We start from the raw sequence: 19314 nt of genomic DNA on the forward strand, positions 1-19314 counted from the left end.
ATAGTCTCAGACTATGCTCAGGCGTTATCCGGTCTGTGACCGGAGTGGTTAACTGATACTATAGATTTGATATAAACCGGTCGGAGACCGGATAACGCAGTGGCGAAGTCTGGAGACTTCGCCAAACGTCGGGCTTCGTAGCGGCACTAACACATCTACGCCAAATAACTTCCGATACTGACTACATCGGCAAACACACCCGAAGCGGTTACTTCAGCTCCCGCGCCGGGTCCTTTTATAACCAGCGGCCGGTCTTTATACCGCTCGGTTGTAAACGAAACAATGTTGTCCGATCCCGACAACATATAAAACGGATGCTCCGCCCCCACCGACCGTAATTCGATAACCGCCTTATTATTTTCAAAAGCAGCTACAAAGCGAAGCTTCTCGCCTTTTGCTTCAGCTTCGGCCAGCAAGCTTTCGAAGTAAGCGTTGTTACGTTCGAGTTCGTCGAAGAAGGCCGGAATGGTCGGGGCTGCCAGGCAGGATTCGGGCAATAAATTATTGATCGTTACGTCCTCGGGCTCAAGGGCAAAACCGGCCTCGCGAGCCAGAATCAATATTTTTCGGGCCACGTCCTGACCGCTCAGATCGTCGCGCGGATCGGGTTCGGTATACCCTTTCTCTTTAGCTTCCCGAACAATGTCAGCAAAGGAAACCGGTTCTCCGTTGCTACCCGGTTTGAAATTGTTGAAGATATAGGACAAAGTACCTGACAGAATTGCTTCGATCTTCAAAAACTGGTCGCCGGCTGTCATCAGGCCCTGCACAGTGTTGATGATGGGTAGACCAGCCCCAACGTTGGTTTCATACAGAAACTTAACACCCCGGTTCAGGGCTGTCCGTTGAAGTCGCCGGTATTCGCTATACGGCCCCGAGTTGGCCACTTTATTGGGCGTCACGACTGAAATGTTAGCGTCCAGCAGCGACTCATAAAACTGCACAATCTCTTTGTCGGACGTACAGTCGATAAATACCGAGTTGGGTAAGTTGTAATCTTTTATTTTCTCAACGAAAGCGGGGAGCGAGGTCGTAACACCTTCGGTCAAAAGTCGCTCACGCCAATCATCGAGGGCGATGCCTCGTGGGTCAAGCAGCATCTTTTTTGTGTTCGACATACCCACGACGCACACCTTCAGCAATTTTTCGGTACGTAGGTATCGATTTTGATCGAACACCTGTTTCAGCAGCGTTTTTCCGATCAGTCCCGTTCCCACCAGATACAGGTTCAGCACCCGGGCTTCGGACTGGAAGAAGATGTTATGCAGCGCGTTCAGCGCCTTGGAGAGGTTGTTTTTGTTAATAACGACCGAAATATTAATCTCCGACGATCCCTGGGCGACGGCGACAATGTTCACCCCGTTTTTACCTAATACGGAAAAGAGCTTACCGGCAATACCCGAACTCTTTCTCATGCCTTCGCCGACGGTGGCAATGACTGACAACTCCCGCTCGATGGCGATGTTGTCGATGTGTCCCTGGGCAATCTCGGTAGCGAACTCAGCGTCTAGAATTGCCTTTACATTCTCCGCACCGCGCGGGTCGATAGCGAAACAGATGGAGTGCTCTGACGAGGCTTGTGAAATCAGAATCACGCTGATTTTATGCGCGGCCAGTACGCCGAATAGCTTCGCCGATACGCCCGCTACACCAATCATGCCCGAACCCTGCACGTTGACGAGTGCAATGTCGTCGATACTCGAAATGCCAGTAATTGTGTATTGACGTCGCTCGGCCGTGCGGCTCACAACGGTACCTTCGTGCGTCGGATTGAACGTATTCAGCACCCGAATTGGGATATTACGAGCAAAGGCGGGTTGCAAGCTGGGCGGATAAATCACCTTAGCGCCGAAGTGGCTCAGTTCCATTGCTTCGGCATAGGTGATCGTGGGAATATTGAACGCGTTAGGCACCTTCCGCGGGTCGGCCGTCATCATACCGTCTACGTCAGTCCAGATGTCGATCACTTCGGCGTTTAAAGCCGCGCCGATGATGCTGGCGGTATAGTCAGAACCACCACGCCCTAAGGTTGTGGTCTCGTTTTTCTCAGTCGAGCCAATGAAGCCCGTAATTAGCTGAATCGGAGCACCAGCCGCATCGGTTGTTTTGGCAAAATGATTTTGGATCAACTCATTAGTCAACGCGTAGTTGACTTCGGCCTGCCCAAACTGCGGACCCGTTTTGATGAGGGTACGTGCATCGCAGAACTGCGCCGGAATGCCCCGGCTTTTTACGCATTCGGTTATGACTGTAGTCGACAATCGTTCCCCAAAACTGGTAATGAGGTCGTGGGTTCGTGGCGACAGTTCGCGAATGAGCGAGACGCCCCGCAACAGATCTTCCAGTTCATTGATGATACCGCGAACATTGGCGAATACCTTACTTTGCTCCTTAACCGGAATGAGGGCTTTAACTACGTTGAAATGCCGGTCTTCAATGCGCCGAACCAGTTCCATGTAGTCGGTATTGCCGGTGGTAGCCATCCGACCAATTTCGATTAATTGGTTGGTAACGCCCCCCATCGCCGAAAAAACGACGGCTATCCGATCGCCGTTTTGCGGTCCCGCTCCGGCGTACCGGTCGCCACGGCGGTGGTTTTCTATTATTTGAAGAACTTGTTTAATGCTCTCAACTGAGCCAACCGACGTACCGCCGAACTTAAGAACCTGCATTAGTAATGAGCGAAAGAGTGAAAGGCGAAAGAGCGCCTGCTAGTGGCACTCTCTGCAAGATAATCAGGAAGCTGTTGATGAAGACAATTGTGTACAGCAAAGATAAGGCCTAAAGTTAAATGGCTTTGCTTTCAAGCCCCTGCTGGTTCAGGTTCTTCGGGCCCTTCTTGTCTGATCTGGGTATATTTTTTTGTCTCTTCGGGCAGGCGGGTTGTCCACCAGATGACGACGGCCGAACTAATCGCGCAAAATATAAACGGAGCCATCGTGCTAACCCCGGCCAATAGGCTATTGACCAAAGCGGTCACGAAGCTGGCTACGCCCCCCAATGCCTGAATGTTACCGAACATTTCGCCTACCCCACCTCCTTCTTTCGTAATCCTGGTTAGAATGCCTCCAATCAGGCCGCCAATGAGCGAAACGGTGATTGCGTCAACACCTGCCACGACGTACAAAAGCGTAACCGACGATTCGGAGAAGATGTACAGTATCTGTAAGACAATGCCAAGCGAGACAATGGCAATGATTGTTTTCTGCTTGTCGACATGATTGACGATGAACCGAAAGAACACTACGTTGGCCAGCAACGACAAAGCGCCGAAAAACACAAAAAACCGAGCTACACCTAATACATCCATATTAATATCGCTCTGCGTCAGAAAAGCAATAAAGAAATTGTAATAACCAAAGCTGAGCGTACCGAGCATGTTCAAAATGAATATTGCTTTAATACCCGGTAGTTGCTTATCCGATTCGCCAAGCTGCTGCCAAAGGGTGACAACTTTTAACGAATTAAGGGCTTTGTCCCTAAGCTCCTTAATATCGACCTTCTCTTTCTCTTTGTCGCTGGTTTCCTTGAATAAAAAGGCCAGAAGAATGTTCAAAGCTCCTAATGCAATCAGGAAAAGGACCGTTGGTCGAGCATCGATCCGTAAGTCAGGAAACGCCAGCAAAAACAATCCGGTCACCATCGGGCCCACAATAACCCCGGTGCCGATAATAAAGCTTAGAATACTGGAATACTTGATTAACTCGTCTTTATCAAGAATATCGGACGCTGCCGAGCGCATAACGGCATACAAACCGTTGGTGCTGCCCTTCGCTACTCGGTTCGTTAAATACCCCCACGTTTGAACCGGTAGCAGAAAGAGAGAAGTGAACAAAGAAGCAATTGTGGCCCCAATCACGACCGGCCGACGTCCAATCTTATCGGATAAAAGACCAACAGAAGGAGAAAATGCCAGCTGGATGCATAGCATTAGCGCTGTTCCGCCAGTAAGTAACAAGGGCTTGTTAGGTAACGCAACCACAAATTTGGTAGCCAGAGCACCAAGGCCATTTGCAGCAACAACGTCAATGATGGAAATGGCAAAAATCAAAACTAATCGGTAATCCTTCATGAAACCAGGTTGTATACTATCTTACCAACGCACAAACTCACCTGGTGTGCGAATTAATTAGCATACGTCGATTTGTCATAACCTGATTGTTTCATAAGCTAACCTGTATCCTACTGGGCATAGTCTTGAGCAACATCGGTAGCGGCTAAACCGATCCCGATAGCCAGGGCATCTTCCGCAAGGGCTACAACAAAATCGGGCAGCCCTTTTTCGACGGTTAACCAGCGACGTAGATAAAAGAAAGTGTACGATCCGACCAGGGCACCAACACTACCCGCCACGGCCCCAAGCGTAGCTTGTTTACCTTCGGCTTCGCTCAGAGACGCCCCGCATACTGCCCCTGACACCATCCGTGCCGACAATGGTTGTATGTCAATTCGATTGGGAGCGCTAGGCACTTTATCGCCGACTAACTCGCCCGCAGCTAATACGGTTAGAAGGATAGACGCTTTTGGTGAAGACATAACCGCAAGCCTAGAGCCAGCTAAACGATCAGGGCGTGTGTTAGTTAGTTTATAATTAACAAGAGCGGGGGCAGTAAACGTACGCATCCCAGCAACAAGGCCGATCTGAAAAGTATTAATGTAAGTTCGAATCATTGTTACGTCATGACGTATTCATCAACAACCCCAATTCGGTGGGTTTGTTACGCTTACTGCCTACGCAAGTGAATGGCATGTCCTCCACCCGATGCCAGTTTCACCGTCAGCACATCATTCCGGTTGACGGTTCGAGTTTGCTGCCTCAGGTGGTTGGGTTCCTGGTCCACATCAGGCGCGTCGGCGTATAATTCGGCGGTATAGTTGCCTTCGGGCAAGAAATCTAGCTTGATCGTTAGTTCACGTGCCGTCGAGTTGGTGATGCTGCCCACGAACCAATCGGTACCGCTCCGTCGGGTAATGGTAACGAACTGTCCAACTTCGGCGGCTGGCACCCGGGTTTCGTCCCAGGTAGTGGGTACCTGCGTCAGAAAGTCAAATCCCGGCTGACCTTTGTAAGCATCTGGATAATCGGCCAGAATTTGGAGGTAACTTTCCATAACAACGTACATGGCTAACTGGTGGCACCGCGTGCCGTGCATCAGCGGACGCGTGTACTGAATCCGGAATTTCTCTTTGGGCACCGCCCGAAAACCGCCCATATGCATATCGGTTGGCCCGGCCAGCATTCTCGTAAACGGAAATGATATATCGTGGTCAGGCGTATCGAGGCCACTCCATTTGTTGGTCTCGTAGTTGAGTGTACCCTCTCGGGTAAGCTCGTTCGGATACGTGCGGTGCCGACCGGTGGGTTTATACGCACCATGAAACTGAATGTGCAATTTATGCTCGGCTGCTTTCTGCAGTATCTCATTCTGAATGTTAACCATCTCCTGATCGTCGCGGTCCATGAAATCAACCATTAGTCCGCTCATACCCCATTTCTCGTATAGAGCAAAGGCCTCTTCCAGCTTAGGATACAGAGCACTCCAGTACACCCACGCCCGAATGCCTACTCCCCGTTGCCTCCCATAATCGCAAATCTGCTGCATGTTCAGGCCGGGCAGCGGTTTTGTCACATCGGCGTTGGGGCCCGGCACGTAATTAACACCATCGCTGACGTACCATTCGTGACCGCCATATTCAACCACCGAATGGTATTCAATGTGGTTATCCGCGCAAAAGTCAATGTAGTATTTCGCCGTTTCGAAATTATGCCCTGGCTGAAACGTAGTATCGGGCGTAATGTTGCCGTTCCACCAGGGGAAGGTTGTTTTACCCGGTTTAAGCCAGGATAGGTCAGTGAGTTTACAGGGTTCGTTTAGGCTAGTGATGATGTTTGACTCAATTAAGGCACCAGCCCGATCGCTGATCAACAGCACGCGCCAGGGCGTTTGGTGCGGCAGAACCGCTTTGACTTTCGTGCCGTTTTGGCCCGGTAAGGGAGAAAGCTGGCTGGTTAACAAACCTTTTTTCTTGGTTAGATACATGCCGGCATAATCGACCAACGCGGCTTCTGTAATTGCCAGATATACTTTACCAGGAAACTCAAACAAGGCTGGCACATCCATCAACGTGTCGTTCTTGATTGAGTCAAGCAAAATCGTTGTGTATTCACCTTCGTGAGAGCTGATGAAGTTGGGCAGAAACAGTGCCCGAGCAACCGGATGCTGGGTCAAGCGAAATGTCGTATTCTCCTCCATTAACGTATAGGATGTCCAGTTAGCCTGCTTCGGAAATTCGTACCGAAAGGCAACACCGTCATCAAACACGCGCACCGTCAGGTTGAGCTGCCGTTTACTTCCCTTCTTGTTTATCAGCGGAATAACAGCTTCCCGGCAGTGATTTCGGGCGGTTTTAACCTTCCCGACCACTAAATCATACGTCTCATCGACTGTTCGCAGCTTAGGTTTTCCTAACGTCAGGTTTGCCCCAAAGGCACTATCGTTACGAAATAATAGGCTAAGCGGAGAGTCATCGATCAGTGTCTGTTTGTCATACGTTACCCGGTACGTCGGCGCTGTTTTCGTCAGGTCAAAAGAGAAAACAATACGTCCGTTGGGCGAGGTGATACGAACATCTTCTTTAGCCCATACGGGTAGAGACATCAACCAGCAAAAGACCATGCAAAGGCCATTTAATTTCATCAGTACACAGTATTTATTAACGAAAAGCCTCGGCATAAAAACCGCAATAGCTACTGTTAGTCACAGTAGTTACCCGCGAAAGAGCCCGGTTATACCGTTTGGCACTTTACCGTTTACGAAATTTCACAAATCTAAGTTTATGAAACTTCCGTAAGTGTGTGCAAATGCCTGAGACAAGATAGGCCATTTCACGAACACTAATTTAATTAAGTATGAGCAAGCCACAGAATGAATCGGGACTAACAATGCTGCCGGGTCAGTTGGAGCCGGTCATGGTAGGGCGCCGGTTATTTCTGCGCTACGCAGGGGCTTTTGCCGCTGGTGGAGCACTTCTCGCATCCTGTAAAGATGAAGAGAATCCAAACGTTCCGCCCACGACAGCCATGGTAGACTTAGGTACTGGCGATGTTGGTATCCTAAATTACGCTTACGCCTTAGAGCAGTTGGAGGCTGCTTTTTACACACAGGTTATTGCTACTCCTTACACAGGTATGACGGATGCGGAACGTCAAATTTTAACAGACATTCGGGACCACGAAATCATTCACCGCGAATTCTTTAAAGCAGCGATTCCAGCCGCAAACCGGATTGCTGACCTGACACCAAATTTCAGTGCGATTAAGTTCAATGACCGGGCCAGCGTATTAGGTACTGCTAAAGCGTTCGAAGATTTAGGCGTATCGGCCTACAACGGTGCTGGTAACCTGATCACCAATCCCACCTATCTGTTGCTAGCCGGTAAGATTGTGTCAGTTGAAGCCCGCCATGCAGCTGCCATCCGCGATTTGCTCAACCCTAAGTCAGCTGACTTTGCGGGCGATGATGTCGTAGCGCCAACGACTGGCCTCGACAAAGCCGATAAACCATCAGTAGTCTTACCAACGGCTCAGATGTTTGTAACGACCACGATAACCGCGGCTAATCTTCCAAAGTAAACCTGACACACACGATGAATCTGTTAAACATAATTTCCGAAATAGAAAAGGTCGATCCCGAAGCGAACGAGCGGTACAAGTTTTATTCGCGCCGGAATCTGATCAAGTTTGGTACAAGCCTGGCCGCTGCGGCTGTTCCAGCTTTCGTTGCCACCACCGCCAACCAGGCGTTTGCGCAAGGTACTCCATCGGCAGCTGCAGTAGCTGTATTGCAGTACGCGTTGACACTTGAATACCTGGAAGACGATTTTTATGCGAAAGGTCTTGCCGCAGCAAATCTAATTCCTGCTTCTGATCGTACATTGATCAGTCAGATCAGTAAGCATGAAGCAGCTCACGTTACTTTGTTGAAAGGTGCTTTGGGTACAGCTGCGAGTGCAAAGCCGACATTTAAGTATCCGGCTACCACCTTTACCGACTATCCAACGTTTCTGCTTACGGCACAAACACTGGAAGACGTTGGCGTCCAGGCTTATAAAGGTCAGGCGACCGAGCTGATCAACGATAAGGATATTTTGCAAGTAGCTTTGCAAATTCATTCGGTTGAGGCCCGGCACGCGTCGGAAGTTCGTCGGTTAAGAGGCCAGAAAGGTTGGGTATCTAACCCGGCACAAACGACCTTCAACCAGGGCGGTGTTGATCTGAAAGCATTAAATCTAGGCAAATCGGATGATGCACTTCGCGAAGCATTCGACGAGCCGCTGACCAAAGCACAGGTGCTGGCATTGGCGGCCCCATTTCTTGGATAAATAGGCACTATAGGCATTGGCTGTAGTTACCGCACCAATGTTGAGAATATATTAATGGTTACCGACAGCTTTGGCCATTGGTACCGAACGACAAAAAGTAAAGGTTAGTTTGAGGAGCCGGGCAACCGGCAGATCATTGAAAGGCATCGGGGAGTTTCTCCGGTGCCTTTTTGTTTCAGCTTTCTGATCCGCCCTTTTTTTTGTTGCTTGCATCTAAATTCGCCCCTGTTTGTGGCCAAGTAGTATGAAGTTCCTCCGCATTTTGGCGAAAGTCCTATTGGGACTTATCTTGTTTCTCGTCCTGTTCGTGGCCGTTAGTATAGCCCCCGTAGACGACACGCCTTACCAAAAAATGCCTTATTACACCCAAACGAAACAACGACTAACTCAATTAACCCTGCCCCCACCTGCCAAAACTGCTCTGAAGGCTGGTTGGGGCAAAGTAAACATTACCCCGGCCTACACAACGCCAACCGGTGGCTATGGCGAACGACTTGGGAAACATTGGCGCATTCTGAGCGACTCCATTTTTGCACGGGCTATTGTGCTTGACAATGGCAGCACGAAAGTCGCGGTTGTCGGGCTTGATCTGGTTATTACGCCCCCTACCGTTACAGAGGCCCTCAAAAAGCGCCTGCCGGAGGTTGGTATGACGTGGGAGAACGTGTACATGGGCGCTATTCATTCGCACAACAGCATAGGTGGCTGGGCTCCTAAACTAGTCGGTCAGCTCATTGCCGGGAAATACGACGAGAAGATCGTAACCCTCATTACCGACGGTGTGTTAAACGCCATTCGCAAGGCCCAGGGCAACATGGCTCCGGTGCAGATTGGGGTTGGCCAGGCAGACGCCAGCGATCATATCTACAACCGAATTAGCTCTTCGGGGCCAACCGGACCGCTCGATGGGCAAATTCACTTACTGACGTTGAAAAAGAACACGGGTGAGTCGGCCCTGCTTTGCACATTTGCGGGCCACCCAACCCTGTTCGACGGCAATAATGGTGATTACCTCAGCCGCGACTATCCCGGCTCGCTGGTGGATCGGCTGGAAAAAAAGTCGGCCAGCTTCGCCCTGTTCCTGGCAGGGACGGTTGGCAGCACCGGACCGCAGTCGCGCGGCAAAACTGACTTTCAGGAAATCCGGAACTATGCCGGTGATTTGGCGCTCCGCATCGAACGGACCGTACCGCAAATCAAGACCAAGCCCGACAGTACGCTGGCCTTGTTAACCCTGCCCTTAGGCCTGCGCGAACCGCATCCCCGGGTTATTGGCAATTGGCGCGTACGGCCGTGGCTCTTTTACGCCATTTACGGCGACTATCCTTCCGATCTGAAAGCGTTACGCATCGGTCAAACGGTGATGCTGGGCACACCCTGCGATTTTTCGGGCGAGTTTGTGGCCGATTTCAAGCCGTTAGCGGCTAAGAAAAATATCAATCTGATGATTACCAGCTTCGACGGCGGCTACATTGGCTACGTAACGCCGGATAAGTACTACGACCGGCAAACCTACGAAACTCGTGATATGAACTGGTTCGGCCCTTATAACGGCGCCTATTTTGAAGAAATGATGATGGGACTGGTGGAGAAGCTGACAGAATAAAACACATGAACCAACGCCTGGTACAGCTGAGCCTCGTAGTCAACGACTATGACGAGGCCATCCGATATTACACCGAAAAGCTAAAGTTTGTGCTTCTGGAAGATACCATTCTCAGCCCCACTAAGCGCTGGGTACGTGTGGCTCCGTCCGGCGACGGAAGCTGTGCTCTCCTACTGGCAAAAGCCGATGGAGACGAGCAACGAAGCCGCATCGGTAATCAAACAGGGGGCCGAGTTTTTCTCTTTCTGCACACTGATGATTTCTGGCGTGATTATAATCGCATGACTGCGAACGAAATCCGTTTCATACGTCCGCCCGTCGAAGAACCTTACGGCACTATAGCCGTTTTTGAAGACTTGTATGGCAACAAGTGGGACCTTATCGAGCCCAAAGCTTTAGCAGATTAACCGTTAGTTTGTTGGTTTCTCGGGTACCGGAGCTGATGCATGAAACTCCTGGTAGATACGGCGCATGTAGTCGTCCAGCAGATATTGGATTCGCTCCCGGTCGTCGGAGCGGACAATCAGGCCAACATGGTGCTCTTTATTCATGCGCCAGTAGATTTCCGGCTCGGTAAACCCGCTTAAATCGGGCCACTGCTGCCGCGCCAGCGACACAATTAGCCCCGCATGAGAAGGCTGATCAACGGGTGGTACGTAATGTTCTTTTAAGGCCATGGCGGTTTCGAGCTTCGCCCATTCGCGCCACAGATTTACCCCCGATGCCGCTTCAACCATTTCGGCAATATGAGCGCCCCCCACGCGGGATGCCGTCTCCAGGAAATAGAGTTCGCCATCATGATCCCCTCGAATGTACTCCGAGTGTGAAGCGCTGTACCGCATTCCGAACGCTTCGAGTACCTGATCGTTCAGCTGCCGTAAAGCCGTTGTTTCGAGGCTATCAATGGGTAATGTACTCGTCCGGAAAACGCCCCCGCCGTGGGCAACTTCCATCGGTGTAGCCAGATACTGACTTACCCGCGAAAATACCGACCGGCCTTCCACCGATAAGCTGTCTACGTGATAGACCTTCCCCGGTTTAAACTGCTCGATGAGATACTGATGCCGACTATCTCCTAACGAATGAATCACCGACCAGGCTTCTTCCAGCGAATGAACCTTGCGGATACCGGTGGCCGAGGCTTCAGAGCGTGGCTTTATGAGCCAGGGAGCCTCCGTAGTTTGCAGAAACGTCGTGATGGTTTCGTCGTGAAACAACGGGCTAAAGGCGGGCACCCGAATACCGGCTGCGGCAGCCCGTGTTCGCATGGCCAGCTTATCGCGAAAGTAGCGAGACGTCGTTTGCCCCATGCCATCGATGCGGAACGTTTCACGAATTAAGGCTCCTTTCTCAACGTCAAAATCGTCCAGCGCCACAACCCGATCAATCCGCCGTGAGCGCATCGCGTGAGCCAGACCAACAATCATACGGTCCAGATCTTGCGGAGCATTACTCGGAGATGGCAGATAAAACATTTCGGCGATGGCTTCGTGTGGCCACTCCGCCTGTGCCAGTTTTTGATCGGTTAGCAAATAAACAGTGTTACCTAACTCTTTGCAGGTCCGCATGAATTCGTGGCCTTTGAAAAAGGTAGCAATGCACAAAAATGACAACTGGCTCATAATTGTAGTCGGTTAGGGACCTCCTTTACGGCTGCGTATCTGCCGTAAACACGTAATCTAAACTGCGGACAAGCTATTCTATGTTTTGCAGAAAGTCAATTAATAACCGAATGCCAAATCCCGTTGCGTTCTTCTGCGAACCAAATTCTGTGTCGGCGAAGGCGGTGCCTGCGATGTCCAGGTGCGCCCAGGCGGGGTGCCCGTCGGTGAAAAACTCAAGGAACTTGGCAGCTGCAATGGCTCCGTTGATGGGTTTGCCATGGAAATTTTTCACGTCCGCTACGTCCGACTTGATGTCTTCTTTATAAACGTCCCAGACCGGCAGGCGCCAGATTCGTTCGCCGGTACGATCGGCGGCTGTGGTTAACTGGGTAGCCAGTTTGTCGTTTGGCGTAAATAAGCCAGCCGCATGATACCCTAGTGTAGCAATAACGCTACCGGTTAGCGTAGCCAGATCAATCAACGTATCGGGCTGGAAATTCCGGATCATATACCCCAGGCCATCGGCCAGAATTACCCGACCTTCGGCATCGGTATCAATGACCTCGATGGTTTTTCCGCTGTATGACGTAACCACATCGCCAGGTTTGGTCGAACGTCCATCCGTCGAGTTTTCGGTAGATGGAACAATGCCAATCACATGAACCGGCAGCTTTAGTTTGGCCGCGAGCTCCACGGTGCCCAGCACAGCCGCAGCTCCACCCATGTCGCTTTTCATGAGGTGCATGTTCGCCGACGTTTTAATGGATACACCACCCGTATCGAACGTAACACCTTTGCCAACCAAACCAACATTCCGAGCTTGGGCTACTCCTTCGGGTTTATACTCCGCAATGATTAACACCGGTGGCACATCGCTCCCCTGGCTAACGCTCAGCAAAGCACCCAGGCCTTGCTTTTCGAGTTCGGCTTTGTCAAGTATCGTAACGGCATAGCCATGCTGTTGTCCGGATTTAATGGTCCAGTCGGCCAGCGTCTGTGGAGTCTTGTAGTTAGCCGGTGCGTTCATCAAGTCCATCATTTCGCGCTGCGTCTGAGCAATGGCTTCCCCCTGGCTCACGGCCTGATGCGCCGTTTGCTGCTGGTCAGGCCGTACAACAAGCGTCAGATGACCCGCATCCGAGAAAAAGACCGGCCCTTCGGCTTTATCGGTTTGATAGAGCCGAAGATCATAGCCACCGCCACGAACGCCCAGCACTACCGCTTCGACGACGGTTGCGTCAAACGCTGTCAGGTCAATAGCCACTTCAGCTGGCAGCTTATCGCGCTGATCGAAGAATAGTTTACGAAATGCCCGTAGCCAATTCATTGACTGAGGCTCTTTTCCTAACCCAAGCAGGTATGTTTTGCGACCTTCGGTACCGTAAAAGACTAGGTTTTCGCGGGCATCAGCCTTAAAATCGCGCTGCAACATCGACGCCGGTAAGCCAATTTGCCGGGCAAGTTCAGCCAACTGGTCAGCTAATGACTCGGTTTGAGCAAACGGAATGATTCGGTCGGTGTTGAGCGACGATTGGGTCTGTATATTGATAGTCATACAACATGTTCCCCGTAAAATAACCACTCGAGCGCTCGGGGAAATTCGCGACTCCAGTGGGCCTCCTCATGAGTACCCTCGGGATAGATTGACACATACACATCAATGGGGCTACCACCGTACTGCTGCTTCACCAGAGACTCTTTAAACCGTTCGAGGTTAGAGACCATATATTTCGATTCGGCTTGTCCGCCATAGGCAAACACCCGCATGGGTACAGGCGCTTTAAACCGAATTGCATCGAAATAAATCTTAGGCGATATCCAGAGCGAGGGCGAAAATACCATTAATCGTCCGAATACGTCAGGATGCATCAGGCCTCCATAGATACTGATGAGTCCTCCCAGCGAGCTACCGCCAATGCCTGTACACTCGGCTTCGGGCCGGGTTCGTATTTTAGCATCTATAACCGGTTTGAGCGTATCGCGGATGAACGTCAGGTATTCCCGGCCACGTGCCCGCCCAGCTAGCCGCGTTTTCTCAACGGTGTATTCCTGAATGCGCTGTTCTTCGCCGTGATCAATGGTGACCAAGATGACCTCGTGTCGTTTGCGGCTGGCCAGTATCGCCATCTTCTGTTCAACGTGCCAGCTACCATAGCCGGTGCCCTCACCGATCAGGTTCTGCCCGTCATTCAGGTACAGTACCGGATAGCGTTTATCAGGTTGTGTTTCGTAATCATGAGGCAGTAGTACGTTGACCCGACGATTGGTGTCTAATTGAGGTAAATGAAACTCTTCGTCGACAACTTTAGGCAGAAACTCCGTATTGAACGGCTGGCCAAACCAGCGCCAGTGCGGCACAATATCGGGTTCAGCATGTGCCTTCGAGGTGGTAACCCGATTAGACGTTCCCTCTCCTGACGAGCTTAGTTCAACATGGTCCCAGCCTCCTTTTGTGTATTTGTACTCAATGGAGTCAGGCAATGACAAATCCGATGGGAACGTAAACGTGTATTGCCCCGGTCCCGTAAACTGCATCTGGAACGCAGGAGCGTTGGGTTGCCAGTCGCAAAAATTACCCGACACGAACACCGGCCGATCGTCGATAACGGGCGTATATAGTTCTAAACGTAGTTGTGAGGCCATACGGCTAAAACTGTACAGCTCATTCATAGTTCAGATAAGTTCGGGAAAGTTGGCGCGAACCTGTCATGCGTAGCATCGTGCTAGTCGATCACTTTAGCCATTTAAAGTTGACTGTTGGCTACCAGTAGTTCCTTACAAGTAGGGCTTCGTTTAAAGTTTTGATACTGAAACCAACGGGTCAGCGGCAATGCCAATGGTATAAGACTTTTTCCTATCTTGAACAACTAACTTTCAACCTGTCATTGCAGTGAATCCTCTCTCTACATTACCGCTTGCAGTCGGTTTATCGCTGAGCGCCCTAAGCGCTTTAGCACAACTCCAAACTTCTGACGAAACCTTACTCCTCCGTACGCCAACATTAAGCGCTGATCATCTCGCGTTCGCTTATGCAGGCGACATATATCTCGCGGACCGAAATGGTCAGAATCCGCAACGTCTGACTGTCCATCCCGAAGCAGAAACCGATCCAATGTTTTCGCCCGATGGCCAGTGGATTGCCTTTTCGGGCAATTACAATGGTAATAACGACGTCTATGTCGTATCGGTCAACGGAGGCATCCCTCGTCGGATTACCTTTCACCCGAATGCAGACATCGTACGCGGCTGGACGCCCGATAGCAAGCGCATCCTGTTTGCCTCGAACAGACAAGCGAATTCAGCCCGCTATAATCAACTATTTACCGTATCACTCAATGGCGGTTTACCAGAGTTGTTGCCAATGCCAATGGCTGAACATGGTCAGTATTCGCCCGATGGCAGTACAATTGCTTACACGCCAATCAAAGATCCGTTTGGCACCTGGAAACGATATCGGGGTGGGCAAACAACACCTGTTTGGTTATATGATCTAAAGACGCGTGAGACCCTCGCCCTTCCGCACGAAAACGCATCAGATACCCGCCCGATCTGGGTTGGCAAAACGGTCTGTTTCTTGTCGGATCGGAACCGGATGATGAACATCTTTGCGTACGAAACGGGTACAAAGCAGGTCCGGCAGTTAACCAATCACACTGACTTCGATGTCAAATCATTAACGGCCAGCGGCAATGAGCTAGTTTACGAACAGGCCGGACGACTTCACAAGTTCGATCTGACAACGGGTAAAACGCAACCGTTACGCATCCGAATCGCACCCGATCTCCTGGCGCTTCGCCCACAGTTTAAGTCAGCTACCAAGTTCATCCACGGCAGCGATATCTCTCCGGCTGGCATCCGGGCGGTGTTTGAGGCTCGTGGGGAAATCATGACCGTTCCCCTTGAAAAAGGCGATATTCGTAACCTTACTCAGACACCGGGCGTTCACGAGCGTTCGCCAGCCTGGTCACCAGATGGTCGGCGGGTTGCCTATTTTTCGGACGCGAGTGGAGAGTATAACCTCGTGATTGCTGACCAACTAGACGGGTCAAAAAAAACCGTTATAGACTGGAACGACCCTTCATTCTATTATGAACCGCGCTGGTCGCCCGACAGCAAAAAGATAGTGTTCACCGATAAACGGCTGCGGGCGTATTACGTCGACGTGGCCACGCAAAAACGAACGCTTATTGACGAAGACACCTACGACAACCCTGAACGGTCGCTAAATCCGGTCTGGTCACCCGACAGCCGTTGGATCGCCTACACTAAACGGCTTGATAGTCAATTGCGAGCGGTGTTCTTATATAGTCTCACTACGGGCAAGAGCACGCAGATTACGGACGGTATGAGCGATGCCGTTTCAGCCTGTTTTAGCCGCAATGGGAAGCACCTTTACTTTGCTGCCAGTACAAACTTTGGCTATAATTCGGGTTGGCTGGACATGACCTCTATTGAACGCCCGGTGAAGCGAAGCTTGTACGTAATTGTCTTAAAGAAAGGCGATCCGTCGCCGTTGGCTCCGCAGAGCGATGAAGAAAAACCACGCGACGAACTTCCCGCCGATAGTACACAAAAAGCCGTAAAAGCAATTAAGGTAGCGATGGCCAGCAAGCCTGTCAGCGCTACGTTCGCCATAGATCTCGATCAGATCGACCAGCGGATTTTGGCTTTACCCGCTCCCGAACGCGACTATTCAGATCTGCAAACGGCCGCTGACGAGAAGTTGTTTTTCCTCGAAAAAGCCGCTGATGGAAGTGGTGATATTCTTAGCTCATTCGACTGGAAGAGCCGAAAAGTTGAAGAGTTCGTGAAAAAAGTAACGGATTACGCCATCTGCGCCGACGGCAGCAAATTACTTTACGCACAACCGGGCGACAAATGGGCTATTGTCGATACGAAAACTAAGCCGACGGCTGAAGCCGGAAAGCTAGACTTGAGTAAAATGGAGACCTACGTAGACCCCAAAGCCGAATGGACACAAATTTTCAACGAAGCCTGGCGCATTGAACGTGACTTTTTCTACGTCAAGAACATGCACGGTGCCGATTGGCCTGCTATACGAAAAAAATATGAGCCGTTTCTGGCACACGTTGGCCACCGCGCCGACCTGAATTACTTATTGGCTGAAATGATTGGCGAGATGGTCGTAGGACACAATAACATACGTGGGGGAGACATAGCTACTGCTGATGCTACGCCCATTGGTCTGCTGGGTGCTGATTATAGCATTGAGAACGGCCGATACCGCTTTGTCAATATTTACAGTGGACTGAACTGGAACCCCGACCTGCGAGCTCCTCTTACTGAACCAGGCGTTGTAGTAAATAAAGGTGATTATTTATTAGCTGTAAACGGCAAACCATTGACCAGCGGTGACGATGTATATAGTTTCTTCGAGAATACCGCCGACCGCCAAACACTCCTAACCGTTAACAGCAAGCCCACAACGGATGGGGCACGAACAGTGACAGTTGTTCCTATTAAAAATGAAAATGCACTTCGTAACCGGGCTTGGGTCGAAAACAACCGCAAGTGGGTAGATAAGCAAACCAACGGACAGGTTGCTTACGTGTATCTACCTAACACCGGTGAAGGGGGCTACACGTACTTCAATCGTTATTATTTCTCCCAACTGGATAAGAAAGCAGTCATTTTAGATGAACGATTTAACGGCGGTGGCTCCGTGGCTGATTATATCTTGGACAACATCAACCGACCAGTGATGAGCTATTGGGCTACCCGTGAAGGGAAGATGTTTACCTCACCAGCCGCGGCTATCTTCGGACCGAGCGTCATGATTACCAACGAATATGCAGGCTCAGGGGGTGACGCATTACCGCAGTTTTATCGCCGTCGGAACCTCGGTAAGATCGTCGGCAAACGTACCTGGGGCGGATTAGTTGGCATCTACGACTACCCCGTGCTGATGGATGGCGGTCAGATCACGGCCCCACGGTTGGGTGTTGTTAGCCCAGATGGTAAGTGGGAAGTTGAAAACGAAGGTGTGGCTCCAGATATCGAAATAGAAATGACACCTAAAACCACCGAGGTCGGAGCCGACCCGCAATTGGCTAAAGCTACAGAGGTGGTATTGCAAGCGTTGAAGAACGCAACGGCCAAACCAATTGTCAGCCGCCCCGCCGATCCAAATCGGGTGAACTGATGGCTTAGTAAACCAGGTTACTCACCATGACCCATTGCCTCTATATCTAACTAGTGCTTTTCCAATTTAATTTGTAGCCAATAAAATGCGTCTTGTCTGGGCCAAGCTGGAGCTTGGCCTGGGTAACGAACTTAATCAATTATTCACGGGCCAAGCTCCAGCTTGGCCCAGACAATTTCAATTGTATCCTTCTTCTAGGTTTTAGTTTGGAGAACTACTAGGTAAAGCTTCTCTTTTTTACAAGAACCTCTATTTTATCTTCGCTTGAGCTATGTTGAGAGTTATGTTCGATGACCAGGGAAGTGGCCTCAATGATTTATTTGTTATAATCGATGGGGCTATAAGCCACACCTACGTTGTCGATTCATCAGGACTAGGCGACTTCTTTGACACGGCTAATGAGCCCTTACTTACCGAAGAGGCATTAATAAAAAGTAAGAAAGCGGATGTTGCCTATTTGATTCTCCTGTGGGAAGAAATGCTACTTAATGCCCAACCTATCTGTTATCTACCTTTCGATTTATCAGACCAATACGTTGGAGCTTTAAAAATTGTGAAGGGAAGAAAATTACACACAATCACCCAGGTATGCTCACCCGTTATCACTAGTGGAGTACAAAAAGATTACTTTTTACAAGTACAAAAAGAAATCGACTGGCAGAAAAGCGCTGACTTCAAGTGGTCGATATCTCCTTCTGCCATGCTAACAGGACTACGCTGGAGCTTAGCTAAGCTAGAACAGCCAGTAATTCCTCTACGTTACGAATAGGAATTATTGGCTAGCCCAAGCTAAATTGAAAGAGTAGACACAGCTTTCTGTAATGACTACTCTGTTATCATTATTTCGTAATTAATTACCAATTACCGACTGGTTTCTATGAGGCATAACACTTCTTCAGCCAAGTCGTTATATTTGTTCAGAAATAGCGCTTAAGTAAGCGGAGGTCCGTTCAAGCAAAACTGTCTGTAAAAGTGATGCTGATGGCTAGCTTAGTGTACATCTACTTCGCCCCTATCCAATAGTCAGAACCTATCCAGTCTTGTGTAGTCTTACCTATGATTAATTTGATACTGAACCGCCCCGCATTACTCCTCACCGGCCTGCTTTTACTGCTCAGTCAATCTTATGCCCAAACCCTGACAGTTTCCGGCGAGGTAACAAAGCCACTAACGCTACAAGCCGCTGATCTGAAAGCCATGCCGCATACCGACGTAACCGGCAGAGACCACGATGGCAAAGAGCACCGCTACTCGGGCGTTCCGCTGATCGAGTTCCTAAAGCAGGCGGGGACCAGCGTAGGCAGCGAGCTAAGAGGTAAAAATTTGATCAAATACGCGATCATCAAGGCCAATGATGATTACGAAGTGATCTTTGCCTTACCCGAACTTGATCCGGAGTTTGCTACCCGCATAATCATTTTGGCTGATAGCGTCGATGGGGCCGCGTTACCAGCAGGTACAGGGCCGTATCGGGTGGTTGTTCCCGGCGAAAAAAAGCTTGCCCGTTGGATTCGAGAAGTGAAAAGTATTGAAATAAGGTCAGCAAAATAAAATACCCT

General features: G+C 50.2%; 14 protein-coding genes. 7 read left to right on the plus strand and 7 right to left on the minus strand.

Annotated elements, in window-relative coordinates:
- Window positions 1-155: 155 nt before the first annotated feature.
- The 4 genes from thrA to ACFSUS_RS09605 form a co-directional block, all read right to left on the minus strand.
- Window positions 156-2672 (minus strand): bifunctional aspartate kinase/homoserine dehydrogenase I, encoded by a 2517-nt coding sequence (gene thrA / locus ACFSUS_RS09590; protein WP_381521947.1) that lies wholly within the window; start codon window positions 2670-2672, stop codon window positions 156-158.
- A 131-nt stretch (window positions 2673-2803) separates the two neighbouring features.
- The gene (locus ACFSUS_RS09595) at window positions 2804-4072 is read right to left on the minus strand and encodes an MFS transporter (RefSeq protein ID WP_381521950.1); all 1269 of its coding nucleotides are present in this window, start codon (window positions 4070-4072) and stop codon (window positions 2804-2806) included.
- 110 nt (window positions 4073-4182) lie between these two features.
- Complete coding sequence (locus tag ACFSUS_RS09600; protein WP_381521952.1) at window positions 4183-4671, minus strand: DUF4126 family protein; 489 nt, start codon at window positions 4669-4671, stop codon at window positions 4183-4185.
- Window positions 4672-4724: 53 nt separating this feature from the next.
- Window positions 4725-6659, minus strand: a complete 1935-nt coding sequence (locus ACFSUS_RS09605; protein WP_381521954.1) for a glycoside hydrolase family 97 protein — start codon at window positions 6657-6659, stop codon at window positions 4725-4727.
- Between the two features lie 251 nt (window positions 6660-6910).
- Here ACFSUS_RS09605 and ACFSUS_RS09610 point away from each other — a divergent pair, with 251 nt between their 5' ends.
- From ACFSUS_RS09610 to ACFSUS_RS09625, 4 genes are all read left to right on the plus strand, one after another.
- On the plus strand, window positions 6911-7633 hold the full coding sequence (locus ACFSUS_RS09610) for a ferritin-like domain-containing protein (RefSeq protein ID WP_381521956.1): 723 nt from the start codon (window positions 6911-6913) through the stop codon (window positions 7631-7633).
- A gap of 14 nt (window positions 7634-7647) precedes the next feature.
- The gene (locus ACFSUS_RS09615) at window positions 7648-8382 is read left to right on the plus strand and encodes a ferritin-like domain-containing protein (RefSeq protein ID WP_381521958.1); all 735 of its coding nucleotides are present in this window, start codon (window positions 7648-7650) and stop codon (window positions 8380-8382) included.
- Window positions 8383-8626: 244 nt separating this feature from the next.
- A complete protein-coding gene (locus ACFSUS_RS09620) occupies window positions 8627-9988 on the plus strand; it encodes a neutral/alkaline non-lysosomal ceramidase N-terminal domain-containing protein (RefSeq protein WP_381521960.1) in 1362 nt (453 codons plus the stop codon).
- Window positions 9989-9993: 5 nt separating this feature from the next.
- Window positions 9994-10395, plus strand: coding sequence for a VOC family protein (locus ACFSUS_RS09625; protein ID WP_381521962.1), 402 nt, complete (start codon window positions 9994-9996; stop codon window positions 10393-10395).
- A gap of 3 nt (window positions 10396-10398) precedes the next feature.
- Here ACFSUS_RS09625 and ACFSUS_RS09630 read toward each other — a convergent pair whose 3' ends face one another.
- The 3 genes from ACFSUS_RS09630 to ACFSUS_RS09640 all read right to left on the minus strand — a co-directional run bounded on the left by ACFSUS_RS09630 (window position 10399) and on the right by ACFSUS_RS09640 (window position 14262).
- Window positions 10399-11610, minus strand: coding sequence for an ATP-grasp domain-containing protein (locus ACFSUS_RS09630; protein ID WP_381521964.1), 1212 nt, complete (start codon window positions 11608-11610; stop codon window positions 10399-10401).
- 73 nt (window positions 11611-11683) lie between these two features.
- The gene (locus ACFSUS_RS09635; protein ID WP_381521966.1) at window positions 11684-13147 is read right to left on the minus strand and encodes a leucyl aminopeptidase family protein; all 1464 of its coding nucleotides are present in this window, start codon (window positions 13145-13147) and stop codon (window positions 11684-11686) included.
- A complete protein-coding gene (locus ACFSUS_RS09640) occupies window positions 13144-14262 on the minus strand; it encodes an alpha/beta hydrolase (RefSeq protein WP_381521967.1) in 1119 nt (372 codons plus the stop codon). Before ACFSUS_RS09640 ends, ACFSUS_RS09635 begins: the two co-directional genes overlap by 4 nt.
- Window positions 14263-14482: 220 nt before the next feature.
- Between ACFSUS_RS09640 and ACFSUS_RS09645 the strand changes: the two genes are divergently transcribed.
- From ACFSUS_RS09645 to ACFSUS_RS09655, 3 genes are all read left to right on the plus strand, one after another.
- Entirely contained in the window at window positions 14483-17755 is a 3273-nt protein-coding gene (locus ACFSUS_RS09645; protein WP_381521969.1) for a S41 family peptidase, read from the plus strand.
- A 283-nt stretch (window positions 17756-18038) separates the two neighbouring features.
- A complete protein-coding gene (locus ACFSUS_RS09650; RefSeq protein WP_381521970.1) occupies window positions 18039-18524 on the plus strand; it encodes a hypothetical protein in 486 nt (161 codons plus the stop codon).
- A gap of 287 nt (window positions 18525-18811) precedes the next feature.
- The gene (locus tag ACFSUS_RS09655) at window positions 18812-19306 is read left to right on the plus strand and encodes a molybdopterin-binding protein (RefSeq protein WP_381521971.1); all 495 of its coding nucleotides are present in this window, start codon (window positions 18812-18814) and stop codon (window positions 19304-19306) included.
- The last annotated feature ends 8 nt before the right edge of the window (window positions 19307-19314 follow it).

The sequence above is a fragment of the Spirosoma soli genome, from assembly GCF_042684525.1.
GTDB lineage: Bacteria > Bacteroidota > Bacteroidia > Cytophagales > Spirosomataceae > Spirosoma > Spirosoma soli.